Here is a 19040-nt window from a genome sequence, read left to right on the forward strand (position 1 = left end):
CGATCTGGCAGAGCTTGTGACCAGGCATGCACAGAGCATTCACGAGCGCACCCCGCCGCGGGATCACGTCCTTGCGCGCATCCACCTGCAGAACACATGAGCCACCGTCGCGACCACTCGCGCGAGCGGCTACAACGGCGATCTATGACGACGATGAGTAAAGGGTGCAGGCATGCTGTTGGCACGTCGACTGACGATCGGCGGGATCGTCGCTATTGCGACCGCACTGTTGATCGGGATCCCGACCGGGATCATCCAGACCCCGTGGTATCACCGCATGACACCCGTGCTGTGGTGGAACTATCCGGTGTGGGCCATATCGGCTCTCCTCACCGGTGCGCTCATTGCGACGTACGTCCGCGATCCAGACCTTCCAGTTCCCACCACCCAGGGAGGCAAGACCTTCTTGGGCAGCGTGATCTCGTTGTTCGCCGTCGGGTGTCCCGTCTGCAACAAGCTCGTTGTCATGGCGATCGGGGTCAGCGGAGCCCTCAACTGGTTCGCACCCATCCAGCCGGTTTTGGCGATCGGATCGCTCGGCCTTCTCGCGTACGCCCTCTGGGCACGACGGCGTACGACTCTTGCGTGCCGATTAAACGCACAGCCGTCGTCAGCGAATGCTCGCTGAGTTCGGAGCACTGGCAGCAGCTCGGGACGTGATGGCGCTGAACAGCTCAGCACGGCTCGTTGCGGCCTCGGGAGGTGCGGCTGGCGTCGCGGGCGCAGGTCGAAGGCGCTCGCGGACTACGGTTGCGAGGTCGGTGCCGCGCTGGCCGGCAATGGGGGCGAAGCGTACGCGGACGGGTTTGACGAGCTCGGGGCTGGTCTCCTCGAGGCGCGGGACGTGAGCCCGGCGGAGGAGGGTCTTGTCAGCGATACCGGCCTCGATGATGTCGGCGAGGCGGGCGTCGATCTTCTCGAAGCGGCTGTCAAATGCCGTCCAGATCGGCGAGTCGCGCTCGGGCATCTCGGATCGGAGGTACTCGGGCAGTGCGTCGAGGCGGAGGCGGATGTTCGCCGCCTCTTGGGCGGCGTGGATGCCGTCGCCGACTCGGCCGGCGACGTTGCGCAGTTCGTTGAAGACGAGCTCGTGGGTCGTGGCTCGGCGGGTCCATCGAGTGGCGAGTGCGGGGGAGGGGGTGATGTCGGCGAGCGCGGCGCTGATGAGCCGCTGGGACTGAACGACCTTCTTGAGGTTGATCGGGCTGGGCAGGGCTTTGAGGCGTACGAGGAGGTTGTGCTCGGCTTGGAGGACCCCTAGAAGCCCTGGCTTGGCTGGGCCGCGGACGAGGCTCGCCGCGGGTCGCCAACCGCGTATGTCGACGGTGTAATCGGGCGGGTCTAGGCTCGCTTCGAGTGCGGTAGCCATCGTGGCCCAGGCAAGGCGTCCCGGCGACGGGATGTGCTGCCAGCCGGGCGTGCTCATATAGCGCCGGTCGAGCATCAGCACCGCCTGGACGACCGCGGCGGCGTCCTTGAGCAAGGTCTGGCCCTGCTGGATGGAGAGAGCGCCGGACTCCAGGCCGGCGAAGAAGTCGTGCTCGCCGAGTGTCGCACCTTTCGCGACTTGGCGCCAGGACTCGACGAGCGGCAGGTCCTGTGGGGTGCTGAGCTCTTCGAGCGTTGGCAGGTCGGAGGTCGAGGCGCTGATGACCCGGCGAAGTTCGATTCGAAATCTGTCGTAGGGCCGCCTCGTTCGGGAGCCGCGGTCGTGGTCGAGGAACGGGTCGTCGGCTTCGGGGTCGCCGGCGATGGCCGCTTGGTGACACCATGTGAGAACGGTTTGCCGGAATCGACGGATCTGAGCCCCGGCGTCCCGGCGTTCGGCGTCGGTGGTCTCGACGGGCAGGGCGGGTACGCCGCTGCCGCCAAGTCTGAACTGCACGCGCTGCTGGCGTAGGAGGTTGGTCAGCCCGTCCCGGATGGCGGCGCCGCTCTCGGCGTACGTCATGGTCGGTCGCCGCCCGGGTCGGTGGGCGTTGTTGCGGGATGTCCGCGTGCATCATCGATCATCGCGAGGATGAGTTCGAGGTGTAGCGGATCGAATCCGAAGGGTACGAGGTCGAGCAGCGCCTTCTCGGTCAGCTCGTGGAGTAGGCGAGGCTCGATGAGCGGGAGGAGTTCGAGCGCCGGCACCTCGTCGCTGTGGATCGCGTCGAAGTAGAGCAGAACATCGTCGTACGCAGTGGTGGCAGCAAGCGTCGGGGCTTGGTCGGCGAGGGCGGCCAGGTACGAGCGCGTCTCGGCGAGAGCGATGGCGTGAGCGAGCAGCATTGGGGTGCCTCATGATTCATCGAAGCGGTCGCGCTGGTGACGATCCGTTGTTTCGGTCTGCGCCGACTGCCTCAGTTGGATTGCGGTGGATAACGGCGCCGCGGAGCGGGTCGAGACCAGATTCAGCCCCGCCGGGTGGCGATATCGGCGGCGACGAACAGGCGGAAATCCTCGTCGCGGTTGGCGATCGGCGATTCCGGCGCAGGTGGGCGGGGCGATTCGCCTGGCCACACGGCGATCCGCGTCGGTCGGTCCCGGTCGAGTCGGGTGCCGCAGGTGGAGACCCAGTCGCGAAGCCGGTTGCGGGCTTCTGCGAACTCGCGATGCCATGCAACCGGCGCGGAGGCCGATGAGTTGGGGTCGTACGAGTTACGCCAGTGCGTGTGGAGTGCGGAGAGCTCCCAGACGAGTTCGTCGTGCCGGTGCCACAACGGCGGGAGGACGGTGGGCGGCAGACCGTAGGTCGTCTTCAGGAACTTCACCCAGTTGTCCAGATCGCGCCACTCGGCTTCGGCTTCGTCGGGGCCGAGGGTGTTCCAGTTGACCGGACGGATGACGTCGTCACGATCGTCAGGCGCAGTATCGAAGCCACTCTCGTCGACGGGGTCGAAGAGTTCCTCGTACTCGGCGCCCAACTCCCACTCAGAGTTCGACCTCGGAGTCCCAGGCCCGGACTGCGCGTCGGCGATCGAGCCGTTCTCGGACACGTCACTGCCTCAGACTGAGTGCAGAGTCGGTGATGGCGGCGTTGGACCGTCAGGCCGTGAGTCGAGCTCCGGCGCGCGCCGCTGCACTTCGTACTTGGTCTTCGCCGCGTCATGGCCCATCTGCTTGGCCACGAACTGCTCGTGCGTCTCTTCGAGCCCGTTGCGCTCGCGGGTGAACTCGTGCACGTAGCCCGACGCGACGATGTGGTCGCCCGGCCGGAATCGTTCATATGCCTTCTCGGCCTTGTTGCGAAACATGACCAGGTCGTGGAAGGTCGGATCGAGCTTGGTCCACGCACCGTCGGCCTCACGGCGGTAGTGGTCCACTCCGACACGGGCATAGAACCTGGCAATGCCGCTCTGGGTGAATGTCAGCTGTGGTGTCGTCGCGATGAACCCGGTCAAGCTCATCTGGGTGGGAATCGTCATCACCCTGCTCCTGTTCTCGGCCACCTCGGTGGTAGGCGCCGTTCGAGAACAAGGTGTGCGGTCGCCGCCGCCAACGACACCTCGGTCGCTGGAGCAGGTCGACGAGGCTATTCGTGTCCCGGTGAGTGCATGCCTTCGACAGTCACGATCGGATGGCCGTCGGCGTGCAGGTCTCTGTACTGGTCGGGAGGCAAGCCCTTCCTGCTCGACCACCCGTCCGCGTAATCCAACACCTCCCTGGTAGCGCGTTGCATCGCGGCCAGCAGCTCCCGCCAAAGCCGCTCCGGCACTACCCCGGGCCTCAGGGGCAGACCACCCGTCAGCACGTCGTCTCGGACTTGCCAGGCCGCACCCATGTGGGATCGAGAAAGGTGCACCCACCCCGACGCCTTGTCGTAGACATCTTTGGTCCACGGATGGAACGGCTGCGCCAGATCCTTGAGCCGACCATCGGACAGCTTCCTGCCGTCTACATCCTTCATCTGGCGGAATTCGACGCCGGCCATGACGTCCCTCACCACGTCGTCGACGCTCGGCGCCCGACACACATAACTCAGCCGGAACAACGAGTCGATCTGAACGCGGAGCAGTGGCGCCGCAGCATGCAGGTTGTGGTGGTCGACGGCGTCAATGAAAGCGTCTACCAGCCCATAGCTCCGTTGGAGCACGGCCATCATGAAGAGGTCCGGAAGGTAAAGCTCGCCGCCGCCCACGGTGAGCATCAGCTGTCCAACGTCGAGATGATGGATCCGGAGTCGGTCGAGATCAGTTCGAACATCCTGAAGTCCAGGGAACCGGTGTGCCGCGGAATCCGGCTGGACCGGACGCGGCTCTCTCGGAAGTCGTGACGACCCGGGTTCGCCGTGGACGGTCATGGGCGGAACGCTACGCGCTGCATCATGTGCCGTCATTCAGATTTCCGAGCACCGTGCCGCCTGAGAGCGTGCAGCGCAACGTTACGTGTGCCCCAACGCTGACTGCTTCTTGACTGGGGTCGGCGCCGTGGGCTGATCGAACATGCGTGCGATGTATCGTGGTCGCCGAGGGTCGGTCGTTTGTTTGTAATGGGAGGTCGACCCGTGCCGCGTACGCCGCCGTTCTTCGTCTGGGTGGATATGACGGGAGAGTTCGGGTTACGCAGTGCGCCGGGGTTGCTGCTGGGCTGGCGACGGACTCCCGAGTCGAAGTTGAGCGCCCGTAAGGATTCGGCGTGGCAGTGCCTGGTGATCCACGCCAGCGAGCCGGCGCCGTATTCGCCGGAGAGCATGAATGTCTATCAGTCGTGGATGAATCCTGCTCATGTGCGTCCGATCGAGGTGGAGAAGCCAACACCGCGCAAGTGGAAGACGAAGTCACGGTGACTACTCCTGGTCGCCTCGTCGGAGTGCGCTCTCGACAGCGGATCGCCCGCGGCGGAGGGCAGTGGCGTCATCGCGAGCGGTCCACGGACGTAGATCGGTCACGATGGGTGGTGTTGCGCGGGGAAGGACGAGGCCCGTCCCGAACGGAAGGGTGCGGACGGCGTCAGGAGGCATGATCGGTACGCGGTGGGTTGAACGCTGAAGGCTGCGGGAGCCGTAGTCGCCGACAATGTGGGTGTCGTGGCGTTCCTCGCGCTCGCCGATGAGGGTAGAGAGGTCTTGGAGGTCGCGGGCGGCGGCCGTGCCACCGAGGATGATCTTGACGATGGCGGCGTCCCAGATTGCTCCAGCGGCGTGTTCGCCCCACTTGTCACGTGCTTGGGAGAGCGACTGGAGTACGGGCATGGTGGTGATCCCCGTGCCTCCTCCTTCTGCCATCAGGGTTGGCAGCGAGGGGAGCGGGGCGAGGTTGCCGATCTCGTCCAGCGCTAGCAGGAGCGGGGGGTCGAGTCGGGCGCCGGGAGCTCGGGCGGCGAGGTGGCGCGCGGTCTCGACGAGGTCTTCGACGAAGGCCGCTACGAGTGGCCAGGCGGCGCCGCTTCCTGCACCAGTGGCGAGGAGGTAGAGGGTGCCGTTGTCGCTGAGGAAGTCGATGGGATCGAAGTGCTCGCCGTCGGCTGGGCTGACGGCGTCGACGACGCGTGGGTCGGCGAGACATGAGAGCGCGAGGGACACTCCCATCCAGATCGAGTCTCGGGTACGCGGGTCGGCGTGGATCATTGATTCCAGGGAGTCGGCCCAGCCCTCGGCAGCACCGGGTGCGCTGGCAAGGATGTTCACTGCGTCGGATGCCAGCGAGGGGTTGAGCGTCCATGCGTAGAGCTCTCGTGGCGTACGCCGGTCGAGTGCTGCTGCATGGAGCAGGGTCTGAAGTGCGGTGCGGGTCTTGCCCTCCCAGAAGCCACCGCCTTCGACGCCGCCCGCGGACAGTCCGGTAGCGGACGCGAGGCCGGTCGCGCGGATCATCGCAACGAGCGGGTCCTCGCAACCGCGGACGGGTGACCATCGGAGACCGGCGGGTACGCCCTGTGCGAGACGTTGCGGATCAAAGACCGCCACGGGCCCCTGGCGTTGGCGCCAGGTGATCGTCGCGGCCAGGTTGTCAGGCCGGGTGGACGTGGCGATCACCGGACCTGGCGCGTCGAGGATCGCGTTGATAACGACGTGGAGGCCCTTGCCTGAACGCGGCGGGCCGAGCACGAGGGTCGAGTCCTCGACGGACGTCCAGACCTCGCGACCGTGAGCGCGGCCAACCAAGTAGCCCACCTCGCACGGCCGAGGTTGTGTCAGTGACGGGCGGAGAGTGTTGGCTCGCTTGAGCAGCGCGCGCCTCGACGCCGTGGCGGCGACGTCGTGTGCGGTTGCCGTGCCGGGTCGCCGGCGCGGGTTGCGTGCGAGGTCCTGCTGGTGCCGGCTCATGACCTGCCAGACCCACCAGCTCACGCCAGCGACGGCCAGGAGCTGCAGGACGACCGCGCTCCAATAGGCGACAGTGGAGAGACCGGGCACGCCGAAAGCGTGGCCAGGGGCAAAAGGATGTGCCAGCACCTGGACCACCTGGGCGGGACCTCCTCGAGGACCCGGCAGTGATTGAACCCATGCGGTGATGACGCCCGCGATCCAGAGAAGCCCCATGAGTCCAGTCAGAGCAAGGACAAGTCCTAGGACGAGGTTGACGAGCTGATCATCGACCGGGCGACTGTTGGCGTTCAACGCGGCTCGATGAGGTTGTAGGTGCCGGACCCGCGGCCAAGCAGAACGATGTCCCCCCGCACACTCTGCAGCAGTGCGGGCGGCATGTTCAGGCTGGCATAGCCCTGGCTGTCGGCTTGCACTGCGTGAACGATCACGGCCACGTCGACCCATTCACCGGGGACGTACCCGCCTTCGACGAACTCGGACATTCCGTCGTTCTTGCCGCGAGGATTGGAGGCGACTGGGATCGCCGATGCGAAGTCGGGCGGTGTGGCGATGTCGGTGTAGACCTTGCCGTCGGCCTCGGTCACCTGGACATGGACGGGTCCATGCTCGACCGCGACCAGGTCGACGAGTCGGGGGACGGCGTCGCGGCCGAGCTCGGTCCAGTGCTCGGGGAGCCTGTAGGGCGAGCCGTCGAGCGTGACGACAAGGTCGTCGTCATCGAATACGCGGATCTTGAGGCGAGGGAGGACCGGCGGGACCCGACGCGGACGGTTGGCGTGGCTCTTGCGGTTCTTGTTGCGCTTGGCGCTCATAGTCCGATCGCCTCGCTCGGCCCAGTCGACGTCAGCGGTCGGATGGCGTCGGTGGAGCGGGTCGATTCAGGGCGCGTGCGATCCAGTCCTGGTGGAGCGCCGTCGTTGATCTTCGGAGTGTCGAGCTTGTCGAGGATGGTGGTTGCGATTCGACGTACCCGCTCAGCGGTGGCTTGGACGACCTCGACCGGTGACTGGCCTGATACGCGGTCGGCCCAGGTCGCGACGTACGGGATCGTGTAGTCGGATGTGTCCATGCCGTGCGCGGCGCCGATCATCAGCGCGACGCTCTCGGCCTCTACCTCCGCGATCCCACGGTGCATCGGCCCGTCGACGTTCTGGACGCCCTGGATGACGTGCGCAAGTTCGTGGGCAGCGGTCTTGACCATGGCTGCTTCGTCCATGTCGACGCGTACGGAGACCTCCCGGTTCAGGTGGTCGGTGATCCCGTTGGCCCCTCCGATCGCGGCCCTGTTCGAGACCAGGCGGAGCCCGTAGCCGCGCTCGGTGATCTGGTCGGCCAGCCCGTCCCAAAGTCCGTCGGGCGCCTCGCCTGCGAGGACCTTGGGCTGCGGCACCTCGGGTAAAGGATCGCCAGCGGTCATTGAGACATCGAAGACGTGGGCCAGTTTCACTCCAACGATCTTGGACCTCACGGCCTCGCCAGGACGGGGGTGCTCGCCTCGGGTCAGTCGGCGCCACGAGCCCGCGTCTGTCGGGGTGGTCGACGCGAACCGCCCTGTCACTGGCGCGAATATCTGATAGGAGTGCGATCCCTTGATGACCGACCGCCCGAGGCTCTGCCACTGACGGAACCCGGCAACGTACGTCGGGAATGGGTGGGGCACCATGCCGAGGTTGTACGCCTCCAGGTGCTGGACCTCGATGAGTCTGGAGTTGCGGAAGCTGCGGCTGCGGAATCGTGCGCCGAACTCCATCGCCCTGCGCCAGTCGTCGCCGGTGACCAGCCCCTCAACGGCGGCGGTGAGTCGCTCATGGAGAGCATCAAGCTTCGCCGAGCGCTCGGCCGTCCTCTGCTCGTTGGTCCGGTTGTCGTTGGGCATGTCGAACCTCCTGTCGATCTGACTGGGAGGTGTGCCCGCTGCGGCGTGCTCGCAGGAGCCACAGAACGCCGAGCGCCAGGGGCGCGTTGCAGGCGGATGGAATGGCCGTCCAGTATGCGGCAGTACCGATGCCGTACCCAGCCCAGGCGAGCGCGTTGACGAGCACCAGAACCATTCCGATCCTGGAGGTCCCTGTCAGCGCTTCTGGCTGTCTGCGGAACCGCCATGTACGCGTCGCCTGCGGGATGAACATCACCAAGGAGACGACCGAGCCGATGACGCCGAACGCCTCGACGACGGCGGTCACCTCGACGGCCTGCGGCCGGGGCGTACGTGACCTCCGTCGAGGTCCCGAAGCATCCCGTCAATGCCGATCGTCACCGCGATGCCATGGCGGTGATCGCCGTGGCACTCGAGCAGCGAGCCGTATCCAGGAGGCTCCGTGACGAACACCTTGTGAGGTACCGGGCACTGACACGTGCATACCGGAGCCTCCTTCGGTCGGCGGTGCCGCCACGGGCGTGCCAGCTTGAGCATGATGCTGTCCATGGCGTGGCGAAGCGTGTGGGCATCCAAGGCGACCTCCTCGTGGGTACTGGAAGGTGCGCGCCTGGCCCCTGGGCATTCAGCAATGCACGGCGCGAAGGGCATTTTGGCTTTCCGCTCGGTGCTCATTCCGAGATCGATCGGTGAAACCGACTGCGAGGCGACTTCAACGTTGGTCCGCAGCAATGAACGTGAATCCGGGGTCGACGCCCGAACTTGTTGCGCAGCGCCTGGACCTGCACGATGCTCCCTCCGCGAATGGCCTGGCCTGCGAATCTGACCCATGTCGCGGAAGACGCACGTAGCGTGACCTTGCACGAGTCGGCGGGTTGAAGGATTCGTACGAAGGGGTCAGGTGAGCGATCGGGCGCAACGCCAGCCGACGCGAAGTAGGCGGCGCACGGTCCGTCTGCTGATTGTGCTGTGCCTGGCGCTCGCGCCGGTGGTCTACACGGCACCGGGGGTCGCTGCTGGCCCTGTGGCCCTTGACCTGGGGTGCGACAACGACGACCCGCCGATCCCGGCTTCGCCGCGTGGCCCGGGTTCGTTGGCAATCCAGGTCACCAAGCCGCCCTCAGCGGACGCCGACCCGTTCACCGATGAGGGCGTTACGCTGGAGTCGGTCTACGGGACGACGCCGCAGTGGTGGACGTACAAGAACGGGTGTACTGGACAGTTCATCGCCTCAGCCGGGACCGCGGTCGGCAACATCATCCTCGAGATCTCCGGTGTGATCCCGAACTGGACCCACGCCCTGCTCCACTCCGTCGTGGCGCCCGATTCGTCGCTACAGGCCCTCACCGAGCCTGTCGTGGACGCAACGAGAGCAGTCACCGAGTCGGTGTGGGCGCCGTGGATGACTGTCGTGCTTCTGATCGTTGGCGCGCTGGTGCTGTGGCGTGCTCGCTCGGGGGCGTTCGCCGGCTCGGTCCACGCGGGCGCGTGGGCGCTCGGGGTCCTGTTCGTGGTCTCGTTCCTGATCCAGTATCCCGCCGAGGCCGTGCGCGGTGTCGACTATGGGGTCCGGACTGTCACCACGACGTTCATCAGCGCGTTCAATGCCGACGCCCCGAAACCCGCAGAGGGCGAGGACCCGGCCGTGGCCGCGGTCGCTGGTCAGATGGACGACATCGTCCAGTCAACTCAGTATTCGGCTTGGCTCTCCGGTGCGCTGGGGGATGCGGACTCGGAGACGGCGACGAAGTACGGTCCGGACCTCTTCAAAGCGACCCATCTGTCCTGGGCGGAGGCCGAGACCTATCAGAAGGATCCCTCGGGCGACGGCGCCGAGGTCGTCAAAAAGAAGCAGAAGCAGTTCGCCCAGATCGCCGCAGAGATCGAGCGCGCCGACCCGGTCGCCTATGAGCATCTGCGTGGGGAGCACTGGACCAACCGTGCCACCGCTGCGCTAGTGAACGCGGCCGCCGTTGTCGTGGTCTGCGGCTACCTGCTGATCGCCGGCCTGGTCATCCTGCTCTCCTATGCGCTGATCCGGCTCGTGGTCCCGTTCGCGCCCGCAGCCGGAGTGCTGTTCATGATCGACCGCACCCGGGAGATGGCGGTCGGGTCTCTCAAGCGCGTCATCGGGCCGCTGGTGATGGGGCCGGTCTACTTCCTGGTCGCGCTCATCCTGCTCCGCATCGACACCTCGATCCTCGCCTCCCGCATGCCCTGGCCGCTCCAGATCATGATCATAGGTGTCCTTGCCTGGTTTGCCTGGCGGATGACCAAGCCAGCCACGTACGGGATTGGACTGTGCGGACACGGGGCCGGTTTCGCGTGGTCCTTCGCTGCTGGGCGCACTCGGCGGTCATGGCAGGATCACCAACCGCAGCCGACCTATAGCGAGCCGGCGACGGCAAGCGCGGCGCCAGCGCGTGAGGCGGGGCGGCACGTCGTGTTCATGCCGGGAGTCACGGATCGTCCTGCGGCGGCGGTAGCGGGCGCCGCCCGCGCGAGCGGCTGGAGTGAGCTACACGATTCATCGGGTGTCGCTGAAGGGCCATCAACAGCTCGTGGGCAACGAATTGGGCAGTACGGTGCGCCGATTGGGCCGAAGCTACGCGTGAGCGCTCGACAGCTGTATCCGCCGCCGCCGGTGACGAGCACGATCACTACGGGTCCGCTGGGGCCCCGGACGAAGTTCCCCGATAGCGGGCACGAGCCTAAGACCGCGTACGAGGTCCCTGGCCGGGGGATCTTCTACACAAACGGCGAAGGGGAGATGGTGCACAGCGAGACCGAGTGGGGCGGTTCTAAGCACCCGAATCCAGACCTCAACTGGCCCGCGCCCAACGCCACGTACGTCGTTGGTGACCACCAGGTGTTCAGGACCAACGATCGCGGCTGGCCGATCGAGGCTCACGACCCACAGGTCGTGATGCAACAGGGCATCCGATCCGGGCACATCCAGCGCGAGGTCGGCAAAGAAGGTGGTCCCGGATACGACGGCGGACACCTTCTTGCGAACAGCAACAAGGGCGGGCGGGAGCGCCTTAACGTGATTGCACAACTCAAGGAACTCAACCGCGCCGTCTCGGAGGCGTTCGGGAAAGTGCCGAACAACTACTACAAGGTCGAGAAGACCATGCGCACCGCGCTCGGCGCCGGGAAGGACGTGGAACTTCGGGTGTACGTTGACTATGACGAGGAAGACAACCGTAGGCCGACGATGATTGCCGTTGAGTACACGATCGACGGCGTCGTACACAACGAGGACTTCGACAATGTCAGGTGACCTGCCGGTGCCACCCGTGATTCGGCAGCAAGAGTTGATCAACGAGATCGGCGCGCTGCTTCCCGAGCGCGTCGAAGGCCCCTGGACGACGCTAATCCTTAACCGCCGAGCACTGTCAACGTACGGTCAGCACGACCTCCACGTGCGTCGGCCAGACGGCACGCTTGACCGCAGTCAGGCGGCACCACGCCGAGTCTCCAAGCTGGTCAAGGAACTCCGGAAGTTGATGTACCAGCCCGGAGGAGGCTGCTGGTACAGCGCTCAGTGGACCGTCATGGACAACGGCGACGGGTCCCTTGATGTCCGGGCGACCTTCGACTATGACGACGAGCCTGAGTGGTACGAACCAATCGATCCAGCCCTCTACGGCCTGGATCTCGAAGACTATCCCCGGGACCCGGAGAACATCCCAGCCTGGCTGCGAGAACGACTTGACGAAGCGCGAGCGAACGCCCACGCCTCCTGAGAGAAGGCAGTCTTGACGGTGTCGTCTCGGGGGAGGGGCGCCTACCGTCGTGAGTTCGAGTCCGAAGTGCCTTCAGAATTTCTGAACTTACGGGGAACCCCTACGAAACGACCCGAGGTGTCGAAGAGTCCGAGCTCCTCAGGGTGCAGCTGATGCTGGCAGAGGAACGATCGGCTCTTGATCCTCCAGAGTCCCTGCCCTGTGCCGAGAGTGGGCAGGAGGTCCTGCTCGGTGCTGGTGAGCCCAAGGGCCGTCGCGGTGGGGCCGAGTTGGTCGGCTTCCTGCCGGTAAATGATGCGGGTCTCGGCGTTTGCGAGGAGCGAGGATGCGAGTGCGCGGGCCGCGGTGCCGGAGTCACCGACGTTGTCGAGGTCGGTGAGCTTGTGGAAGATGAGCATGTTTGCAATCCCGTAGTGGCGGGCCAAACGCCAGTGGGCATCCATCCGACGTAGGAGGGCTGGTTGCTGCATGAGGCGCCACGCCTCGTCGTAGACCACCCAGCGCTGCCCGCCGTCAGGGTCGAGGAGGGCGGACTCCATCCATGCGGACGCGCACGTCATCAGAGCGGATATGAGGGTGGCGTTCTCGGTGACGCGGGAGAGATCCAGCGAGATCATCGGCAGCGTCGGATCGAACCTGACCGTCGACGGGCGGTCGAACAGGCCGGCGAGGTCGCCCGCGACGAGACGCCGAAGGGCATGAGCGGCCAGGCGCCCGTCTTCGGCAAGCCGGCCGTCAGGGTCGTCGCGCTTTAGGGGATCGAGGAGATGGTCGACGACCATCGGGAGTACCGGGACCTCGGCTCGTCGGACAGTTGCGGCGAGGGCTGTGTCGATGGCCGTGTGCTCGAGCGGGGTGAGGCTACGGCCGAGGACGGTTTCGGCAAGCGCACCGACCAGGTCGCGGCGCCTTGCGGTGACCTGCGCTTCCCACTGAGAGTCGTCCAGCCCGGAGGGACGGTGGCCCTCGTCGAGAGGGTTCAGCCGGGTCGGCATCCCGTGGCCGAGCGCGATTGCCCGCCCGCCAACAGCCTCGGCGACCGCGGTGTGCTCGCCCTTCGGGTCGCCAGGGACGTACACGCGCCGTCCGAACGGGATCGACCGGGTGTAGAGGCTCTTGGCCAGTGAGGACTTGCCGGAACCAACGATTCCGGCGAGGACGATGTTGGGTGCGGTGATCTGCCCGCGGGCGTACAAGACCCAGGGGTCGTAGACAAACGAGCTGCCGGAGTAGAGGTCTTGGCCGACGAAGACGCCGTCGGCGCCGAGGCCGCCTTCGGCGAGGAAGGGGTACGCGCCGGCCCAGGTCGCGGAGGTGTCCTGGTGTCGGGGGATGTGGAGTCGACCGGGAGTACGTAGGGTGACTGGTCCTCGCTCGCCGGCGCGAGGCACCGTTTTGTACGCGTCGCGTTCCTTGGCCAGTGCAGCGGCCTTGTCTCGCCTACTGGAGCGGCGTGCTGATTGAACCTCGGTCACGCGAAGTGCGGTCTCGCGCTGGCGCGCCTTACGGTCCCGGCGGCGTTCTCGGTGGGGTGTGACCAGCGTCAGCGCCTGGAATCGCCCGCCATCATGCTGCCTCACATCGACAGCCCGGGAGTTGCGTTCGGTGATGTCGGTACAACCGACTCGACAGGACGTGAGTAGGCGACTCTGGCCTCGAGTTCGTGGGCGTGGTCGACGGCCTTGGCGATCTGCCTCGTCATAGCAGCGGCGCGGTGGAGCTCCCAGGAGACTTGGTAGGACGTCGCGCGCCCGCCTCGGACGCTGTCGGCTACGACAGGCCGGATGTCGCGCTTGGAGAGTCCGTCGTGAAACGCGCCGAGCTGATCGAGGACCTGCTCGGCCGACGCGAGTGTCTGCGAGATGGCGCCGAGAACGTCGTAGACATCCGCGGGATTCTCGATCGCACGCGTCGTGTGCGCGAGGGCGCGCATCGCTTGGCGCGCGTCCTCTGCATCCTTGGCGGGGTCATCCAACCTGGGCATCGTCTGCTCCTTCGCGTTGTGTGGATGTGAAGGAGGTGTGCCGGTTACGTCAGGGCAGACCGACGCGGTCGAACTCCTGCTGGAGCCGCGGTCGGCGGCGGTGCTCTTCGCGAGTTGGGCGACGAGTGCGTTCACCTCAGCGATCGCTTCCTCATCCGCCGCGGCCAGGCGCTGGCGGGTGCGAATCAGCGGGAGTACGGCATCGGCGAGGTCGTTCTCGGCGAGGACTCTCACCTGTTCGCGCTCGACCTGCACAACGGCAACGCCGCGGCGGCGAACGCCTGCGCCTGTTGCCCATAAAGCCGACGGGTCTCGCACGAGGCCTGGACAGCCGCTTGTTCGATCGAGGCGACTGCACTCTCGAGCTCATCGGGACCTGTAGCAGTCACGCTGATCAGCCCAGTCGTACGCAGCAACCCATGTCCCGCGGTGAGGTCGGCCTCCTGCTGAAGGATGTCGAGATACTCGGCAGTCTGCTGGGCGTCCTCGATCTGCCCGATCTTCGCCCGCTGAGCAGCATCCGAGACGTACTCGGTCTTCTTCTTGCGAATGTCGCGAGAAGCGGCGTCGGTGCGCATCGGCTTGAACAGGAGGGTAAAGGTCCGATGTACGCCCGTGGAGAGCAACAGCGGAGCCAGGAAGCCCGGGTAGACCTGCGACCGCGGCCACTCGCTGATCCACAACACTGCGTGGAACGCCGAGTCGGACCGAAGCATCGCCCAGGTCTCGGTGACCGCGAGCGGGCCCGCCGTGGCGAGGTCACGACCCAGGCTTCCGTGCCGTTCGAGGATCGCGGCCACCGAAGGGTCGTATGCCGCGCGCAGAGTCAGTGCAAGGTCGCCCGGAGTGAGCCAATCGCCCGGACTCAGGTCGGCGGCGCGTAGCGCGGCGGTCATGGTCTGCATCTCCTGACGAAGCACCGCAGTGGCACCACGATTGCCGCCGCCTGCCGCGCGAATCGAACGAGAAGCGCGCCGCATGTCGAGCGAGATCGAGATCGTGCTCGCGTGCCGCTCACCGGCCGGACCGGCACGCTCGATGAGTTCGGCGTACGTCTTCGCGGCCCAACCAGCATTCTGGTCGCCGCGTGCGGTCCACCAGTCAGACAGGCTCCGTCCTGATTCCGGGAGCGTACGTTCGGAGACCTGCACTGCCGCAAGCCGACCCGAACGGCATGCCGTGGCCAGCACCCGGCCCCACGACGTCACGCGGCGCTCCTGCTCAGCCGCGTCCAGGAGCACGAACGCCGGATGCGTCACGCCCACTGCCGCAGTCAGGGTGGCGGCGTGAGGATCATGCACCATAGCCGCGCCGGTCTCACGGTCCTCCCACTGGCGCAGGCATGCCGCATCACCCGGAAGTGCCAGCGTTCCGACGCGATGAGGCCTCGCGACCCTGTGCCGGTAGTCGAGTTGTTTACCTTCGCGGCGCCAGAGCCACACAGCCACGATCGGTGCCCACTCCACCAGGTGCCGGCCGCCGACGCGGCCCCATGCAAGGCCGGCGCAACCAACGAGCACCGGGGCAGCCATCGCCAGAGAAGCGGTCCCCCCGGCGTACAAGGCGACGACAAGCACGGAGACGCCCACGCCGATCACGGCGAGTTGGGGGAGTGAGAGACCAAGGAGTACGCCGCGCCGGCTCAGCCGGGAGAACTTGACTGGCGTCAGGGTGACGGCCATGCGCGATCACTCCTCGGTTGGTCGAGCGTATGGTCGGCGACCTGTGGCATCGGACGCTGCGACTCGTCTGGCGCCGCGGCTGCGGTGGTCTGCATGCCCGCGTCACCTACGGCCTGGCCGACGCGTTGCCCGGCCTCCTGAGACTTCTGAAGTGCTTGAACGCCGATCAAGGCCGCTGCCGCGGCTGGAGGAGCGGTCGACGCCGCAACGCCTGACTTTGCAGGAGCGGAAGCTTCCTTGACACCCGGCGTGACCGGAGCCGACTGAGGCGCCGCGGGCTTGCCGGTTGTCGGACTGCGCGCGCCGTCTTCGGCTCCACCGTCGAGGACCTGCTTCGCCTCTGCCGGCGGCCGCCTGACCGGGATCGGCATCGGCCGGTTGAGCGCCTGTTTGGTCTCCTGCTCGGCCGACATCGCGTGATACATGTCGAAGCCCATGAAGCCGATCGCTTTGTACGCGATGTACGGGGCGAACCCTGCGACCAGCATCAGCACGATCCCGGCGATCGGGTCGGAGATCGACTTCAGATCCGCGTCGATCGGGGCCGAGACCTGCGTGGCGGCGATCAAGAAGATCACGACGATGACCAGCTTCGACACGATCATCGCGACGACGAAGGACACCCACCGTCCGACCCAAGCCCGGGTGTGGTCCCAGCTCGACCCGGCCAGCGCCAGGGGAGCGAGCACGACCGCGATCAGGAGCAGTGCCTTACGAGTCAGCAGGCTGAGCCAGACCAGGAATGCGCCGCCGATCGCGAGGGTGCCGAGGAAGATGTTGATGATCGCGCCGGCACCTGGGTTGGACATCGTGATCCCGCCGAGCCCCGCGACAAGCAATCCGATCCGTTCACCCATCTCCGCCATCGTGTTCCCCGTGGCATGGACGATGCCGATGCACAAGCGGTCGGTGATCTCGAGCGCTGTGCCCACGACCGTGAGAACGACGAACGAGCCCAGGATTGACCTCGCCAGCCCGAGCGCGGCCCGTGTGAGTGCTGCCGGCTCGCGGCGGATCATCCCGGTGATCACCTGCAGCAGGAAGAACCCGAGCATGATGAACAGCGCGACGCCGAAGATCAGGTTGTATACCTGTGTATAGCCGCTGCTCGTCACATCGACGAACGTTGTGTCGTCGAGCACCGTCCAGACGGTCTCGAACATGGCCTTCGCTGCCGCGCCGGTTGTTTCGGCCAGCCACTCGAACGGTGCCGACACCACACTGTTCGCGGCGTCATCCGCAGAGTTGCACACCGTCGAGATCGCCGGTACGTCGCACACACCCATCGCTGCTCCCCGGTCCCCTTCGCCAGTCAGACCGACTGGCCGACGTTCCAGAAGAAGTTCACCAGCGTCACAGATGCCCCGCAGACGACTGCCGCGCCGAGCGCGACGAGAACGCCGAACTTCCCCCGGCCGGCCAGGTGGGGGTTCGACGAGTTCGCCCCGAGCGCCCAGACAATCGCGGAGATGATCAGCGCCAAGACCGCCAAGATCAGACCGATGGTCATCGTCGCGCCTACGACATCGCGGAGCTGAGCGATGCCGGGCAGCCCGCTGGAGTTCGGCCGGATGTTGATGTCGGCGATGAGCGATGCCGCTTTCGGAAGAATCGTGGTGCTGATGTTCACGACGCTGGTCCTTGATGTCGGAGGGCCTTGTACGTCGTGAAGGTGTGGGATCCACGCCAACCTGCTCAAAGTGCGTGAGATCGGCGCGCGGCGCTGGAGAGACGGACGCCCGCGCGATCGGATGTCCGTACTCGACATCCTGTGGCTGGTCGGTCGGGGAGCGGCGCTTGTTTCCGCAGGTCAGGCGGACTCCGCTAGTCGTTGGGGAGCTTGGCGCCAGGGGCGCTTGCGGAACCGGTGTCGAGTGTTAGCGGTACGTCGTCCATCGTGCTTCGAGATCCCCGCTGCGGAACGTGTCGAATCGGTGGCGCCACTGCTCCCGAACGCTAGGGTTGGTGGCGAGCACAGGTAGCACGCTGCAGACGAGCTTCAGCTCTCGCAGTCGCCGAAACACCGGGAACCCCGCCCAGGTGAGGACGTCGACGCCGTACGCCTCGACGAGCTGGCCGTGGTAGTCGCCTGGATAGCGGAAGCGGAGCCGACCGACGTCCGCCGGCGTGAGGTCCCACTCGCGCGGGCCGACGCATGTGGAGTCGAAGTCGCACAGGACGGGGCCGTCTGGTCCAGGTATCAGGTTGCCGACAAAGGGGTCGCCGTGTATCGGCCCCGGAGCGAGGACAAAATCGACCTCGTCGAGGTCAGCGGCAATGCTGTCGGCCGTCTCAACGAGGAAGCCGTGCTCGGCGCTGCTCAGGACGTCGGCGCTCTCCAGACGGGAGCGAATCAAGCCGAGAGTGTTCCACGGGGGTAGATCTGGGGCGTCATTCAGCGAATGGAACAGGCGCAGGATATGCCCGATGTCGCGGGCGGTCGCGGAGCGGCCGGTGTCGGACACGAGTTCCCACAGGCTGACGGCATGCCCCTCGATATCGAGCGGCTGCGGCACGTCGGTGGCGAGTCGAACGGTTGGCATGTCGTGGTGTTCAAGCCAGCGGGCGACGTCGACGACCTTGCCTGCGCTCCGTCCGACCGCGGCCGAGCCTGCGATGCGGACCACGAGGTGGCTGTTCGGAAGGGCAAAGACGGCGTTGTTCGTGAGCTTGATCAGCCGGGCTTGCGACGCGTCTGCGTCAACCTGGGCGCACACCTTGTCGAGGATGAGGTACGGCCATAATCCAGGGTCGGGTGCGGAGTATGTGGGCGACTTGGGGTGCACATCAATCATCATGCGGTAGCCCGAAGGCTCTCGATATCGTAAGAGGCCACTGGCTTCTCGGAAGCCCGCGCGGGCGGCTTAAGGGAATCGGCTACGGGTGATGCTGAAGTGCGAACCGCACAGCCTCTTCTGGCGTGGAGGCTACGGGTGGAGCGTCCGGGACCGGCTCGCCGTCGGCGGTGAGCAGCTGCCAGCCCCCGATGGTAATGATGGGTACGGGTCGTCGTCGGGCCAGCGCGAGCTCGGACAGGGTGCCCCAGGATCCGCCGACAACGATGACAACGTCGGCAGACCAGATCAGGATGGCGTTTCTCGCCTCACCCATGTTGGTGGCCAGAACAGCGTCGAGGTCGGCATTCGCGTCGCCAGGGTCTGCTCCCGGGCGTACGCCGATCACGAGCCCGCCAGCTTGCTTGGCGCCGGAGGATACGGGGGCCATGACGCCGATGCCGCCGCCGTTGATGACGGTGGCGCCAGCCTCTGCGAGGAGCCGGCCGATCTCATGAGCGTTGGTGCGGTCGTCGTCGGTGCAGTGGCGGGGGCCGCACACTGCGACCTGCAAGGCACGAGGCATGAACGCGAGCCTAGGGCAGCGGGTCCCAGCGCCACGGTCGTGGACCGTTCAGCCCCCGAAGGCAGTCGACCCGAGTGCCTGCGTTCGACCTCAGAGCTGGGTCGTGCTGGGCTCGGTAGGCGGCATAACAAGTGAC

Annotated in this window: 20 protein-coding genes; 4 read left to right on the forward strand and 16 right to left on the reverse strand. The window is 66.2% G+C overall.

Annotated features, from left to right (window positions below):
* Positions 1-172 precede the first annotated feature (172 nt).
* Positions 173-628, forward strand: coding sequence for a hypothetical protein (locus ACFVJS_RS15790; protein ID WP_008359874.1), 456 nt, complete (start codon positions 173-175; stop codon positions 626-628).
* On the opposite strand, the gene ACFVJS_RS15795 is transcribed toward ACFVJS_RS15790, so the two are convergent.
* The 5 genes from ACFVJS_RS15795 to ACFVJS_RS15815 all read right to left on the reverse strand — a co-directional run bounded on the left by ACFVJS_RS15795 (position 611) and on the right by ACFVJS_RS15815 (position 4285).
* On the reverse strand, positions 611-1951 hold the full coding sequence (locus ACFVJS_RS15795) for a hypothetical protein (RefSeq protein WP_008359872.1): 1341 nt from the start codon (positions 1949-1951) through the stop codon (positions 611-613). The two genes, ACFVJS_RS15790 and ACFVJS_RS15795, sit on opposite strands and share 18 nt — an antisense overlap.
* Positions 1948-2274, reverse strand: a complete 327-nt coding sequence (locus ACFVJS_RS15800; RefSeq protein WP_008359870.1) for a hypothetical protein — start codon at positions 2272-2274, stop codon at positions 1948-1950. The genes ACFVJS_RS15795 and ACFVJS_RS15800 overlap by 4 nt, the downstream gene beginning before the upstream one ends.
* 122 nt (positions 2275-2396) lie before the next feature.
* A complete protein-coding gene (locus ACFVJS_RS15805) occupies positions 2397-2981 on the reverse strand; it encodes a hypothetical protein (RefSeq protein ID WP_008359868.1) in 585 nt (194 codons plus the stop codon).
* A 9-nt stretch (positions 2982-2990) separates the two neighbouring features.
* Positions 2991-3410 carry a single-stranded DNA-binding protein gene (locus ACFVJS_RS15810; protein ID WP_008359866.1) on the reverse strand — a complete coding sequence of 140 codons (420 nt, stop codon included), beginning with the start codon at positions 3408-3410 and terminating at the stop codon, positions 2991-2993.
* Positions 3411-3517: 107 nt separating this feature from the next.
* Entirely contained in the window at positions 3518-4285 is a 768-nt protein-coding gene (locus ACFVJS_RS15815) for a hypothetical protein (RefSeq protein WP_328530706.1), read from the reverse strand.
* Positions 4286-4489: 204 nt separating this feature from the next.
* Between ACFVJS_RS15815 and ACFVJS_RS15820 the strand changes: the two genes are divergently transcribed.
* Positions 4490-4771 (forward strand): hypothetical protein, encoded by a 282-nt coding sequence (locus tag ACFVJS_RS15820; protein WP_008359862.1) that lies wholly within the window; start codon positions 4490-4492, stop codon positions 4769-4771.
* Here ACFVJS_RS15820 and ACFVJS_RS15825 read toward each other — a convergent pair whose 3' ends face one another.
* Genes ACFVJS_RS15825 through ACFVJS_RS15840 form a run of 4 tightly spaced genes read right to left on the reverse strand, consistent with a single transcriptional unit; the run spans position 4772 to position 8436 of the window.
* Entirely contained in the window at positions 4772-6544 is a 1773-nt protein-coding gene (locus ACFVJS_RS15825; RefSeq protein WP_008359860.1) for a type IV secretory system conjugative DNA transfer family protein, read from the reverse strand.
* Positions 6541-7065 carry a hypothetical protein gene (locus ACFVJS_RS15830; protein ID WP_008359858.1) on the reverse strand — a complete coding sequence of 175 codons (525 nt, stop codon included), beginning with the start codon at positions 7063-7065 and terminating at the stop codon, positions 6541-6543. Before ACFVJS_RS15830 ends, ACFVJS_RS15825 begins: the two co-directional genes overlap by 4 nt.
* Positions 7062-8129, reverse strand: coding sequence for an ArdC family protein (locus ACFVJS_RS15835; protein ID WP_008359857.1), 1068 nt, complete (start codon positions 8127-8129; stop codon positions 7062-7064). The genes ACFVJS_RS15830 and ACFVJS_RS15835 overlap by 4 nt, the downstream gene beginning before the upstream one ends.
* The gene (locus ACFVJS_RS15840; protein WP_378881899.1) at positions 8071-8436 is read right to left on the reverse strand and encodes a hypothetical protein; all 366 of its coding nucleotides are present in this window, start codon (positions 8434-8436) and stop codon (positions 8071-8073) included. Before ACFVJS_RS15840 ends, ACFVJS_RS15835 begins: the two co-directional genes overlap by 59 nt.
* A 594-nt stretch (positions 8437-9030) precedes the next feature.
* Between ACFVJS_RS15840 and ACFVJS_RS15845 the strand changes: the two genes are divergently transcribed.
* Both ACFVJS_RS15845 and ACFVJS_RS15850 read left to right on the forward strand, forming a co-directional pair.
* A complete protein-coding gene (locus ACFVJS_RS15845) occupies positions 9031-11412 on the forward strand; it encodes a DNA/RNA non-specific endonuclease (protein WP_040755480.1) in 2382 nt (793 codons plus the stop codon).
* Entirely contained in the window at positions 11402-11878 is a 477-nt protein-coding gene (locus ACFVJS_RS15850) for a hypothetical protein (RefSeq protein ID WP_008359854.1), read from the forward strand. The genes ACFVJS_RS15845 and ACFVJS_RS15850 overlap by 11 nt, the downstream gene beginning before the upstream one ends.
* Positions 11879-11919: 41 nt before the next feature.
* Here ACFVJS_RS15850 and ACFVJS_RS15855 read toward each other — a convergent pair whose 3' ends face one another.
* The 7 genes from ACFVJS_RS15855 to ACFVJS_RS15885 all read right to left on the reverse strand — a co-directional run bounded on the left by ACFVJS_RS15855 (position 11920) and on the right by ACFVJS_RS15885 (position 18904).
* Positions 11920-13269: a VirB4 family type IV secretion system protein gene (locus ACFVJS_RS15855; protein ID WP_378881904.1), complete on the reverse strand. Its 1350-nt coding sequence runs from the start codon at positions 13267-13269 to the stop codon at positions 11920-11922.
* A 185-nt stretch (positions 13270-13454) separates the two neighbouring features.
* Positions 13455-14117 carry a hypothetical protein gene (locus ACFVJS_RS15860; RefSeq protein ID WP_040755479.1) on the reverse strand — a complete coding sequence of 221 codons (663 nt, stop codon included), beginning with the start codon at positions 14115-14117 and terminating at the stop codon, positions 13455-13457.
* A complete protein-coding gene (locus ACFVJS_RS15865) occupies positions 14093-15544 on the reverse strand; it encodes an SCO6880 family protein (RefSeq protein ID WP_008359851.1) in 1452 nt (483 codons plus the stop codon). Before ACFVJS_RS15865 ends, ACFVJS_RS15860 begins: the two co-directional genes overlap by 25 nt.
* Positions 15529-16830: a hypothetical protein gene (locus ACFVJS_RS15870; protein WP_008359850.1), complete on the reverse strand. Its 1302-nt coding sequence runs from the start codon at positions 16828-16830 to the stop codon at positions 15529-15531. Before ACFVJS_RS15870 ends, ACFVJS_RS15865 begins: the two co-directional genes overlap by 16 nt.
* Positions 16831-16856: 26 nt before the next feature.
* On the reverse strand, positions 16857-17174 hold the full coding sequence (locus ACFVJS_RS15875; RefSeq protein WP_008359849.1) for a DUF6112 family protein: 318 nt from the start codon (positions 17172-17174) through the stop codon (positions 16857-16859).
* Between the two features lie 247 nt (positions 17175-17421).
* The gene (locus ACFVJS_RS15880) at positions 17422-18342 is read right to left on the reverse strand and encodes an aminoglycoside phosphotransferase family protein (protein ID WP_378881909.1); all 921 of its coding nucleotides are present in this window, start codon (positions 18340-18342) and stop codon (positions 17422-17424) included.
* 79 nt (positions 18343-18421) lie between these two features.
* Positions 18422-18904, reverse strand: a complete 483-nt coding sequence (locus tag ACFVJS_RS15885) for an LOG family protein (protein WP_008359842.1) — start codon at positions 18902-18904, stop codon at positions 18422-18424.
* Positions 18905-19040: the final 136 nt, after the last annotated feature.

This window comes from Nocardioides sp. NPDC057772, from assembly GCF_042798075.1.
Classification (GTDB): domain Bacteria; phylum Actinomycetota; class Actinomycetes; order Propionibacteriales; family Nocardioidaceae; genus Nocardioides.

What these genes read in the sequence shown, in the direction of transcription:
- ACFVJS_RS15790 (WP_008359874.1), top strand. Translation starts at nt 173, where the DNA reads ATGCTGTTGGCACGTCGACTGACGATCGGCGGGATCGTCGCTATTGCG.
- ACFVJS_RS15795 (WP_008359872.1), bottom strand. Translation starts at nt 1,951, where the DNA reads ATGACGTACGCCGAGAGCGGCGCCGCCATCCGGGACGGGCTGACCAAC.
- ACFVJS_RS15800 (WP_008359870.1), bottom strand. Translation starts at nt 2,274, where the DNA reads ATGCTGCTCGCTCACGCCATCGCTCTCGCCGAGACGCGCTCGTACCTG.
- ACFVJS_RS15810 (WP_008359866.1), bottom strand. Translation starts at nt 3,410, where the DNA reads ATGACGATTCCCACCCAGATGAGCTTGACCGGGTTCATCGCGACGACA.
- ACFVJS_RS15815 (WP_328530706.1), bottom strand. Translation starts at nt 4,285, where the DNA reads ATGACCGTCCACGGCGAACCCGGGTCGTCACGACTTCCGAGAGAGCCG.
- ACFVJS_RS15830 (WP_008359858.1), bottom strand. Translation starts at nt 7,065, where the DNA reads ATGAGCGCCAAGCGCAACAAGAACCGCAAGAGCCACGCCAACCGTCCG.
- ACFVJS_RS15835 (WP_008359857.1), bottom strand. Translation starts at nt 8,129, where the DNA reads ATGCCCAACGACAACCGGACCAACGAGCAGAGGACGGCCGAGCGCTCG.
- ACFVJS_RS15850 (WP_008359854.1), top strand. Translation starts at nt 11,402, where the DNA reads ATGTCAGGTGACCTGCCGGTGCCACCCGTGATTCGGCAGCAAGAGTTG.
- ACFVJS_RS15865 (WP_008359851.1), bottom strand. Translation starts at nt 15,544, where the DNA reads ATGGCCGTCACCCTGACGCCAGTCAAGTTCTCCCGGCTGAGCCGGCGC.
- ACFVJS_RS15870 (WP_008359850.1), bottom strand. Translation starts at nt 16,830, where the DNA reads ATGGGTGTGTGCGACGTACCGGCGATCTCGACGGTGTGCAACTCTGCG.
- ACFVJS_RS15880 (WP_378881909.1), bottom strand. Translation starts at nt 18,342, where the DNA reads ATGATGATTGATGTGCACCCCAAGTCGCCCACATACTCCGCACCCGAC.
- ACFVJS_RS15885 (WP_008359842.1), bottom strand. Translation starts at nt 18,904, where the DNA reads ATGCCTCGTGCCTTGCAGGTCGCAGTGTGCGGCCCCCGCCACTGCACC.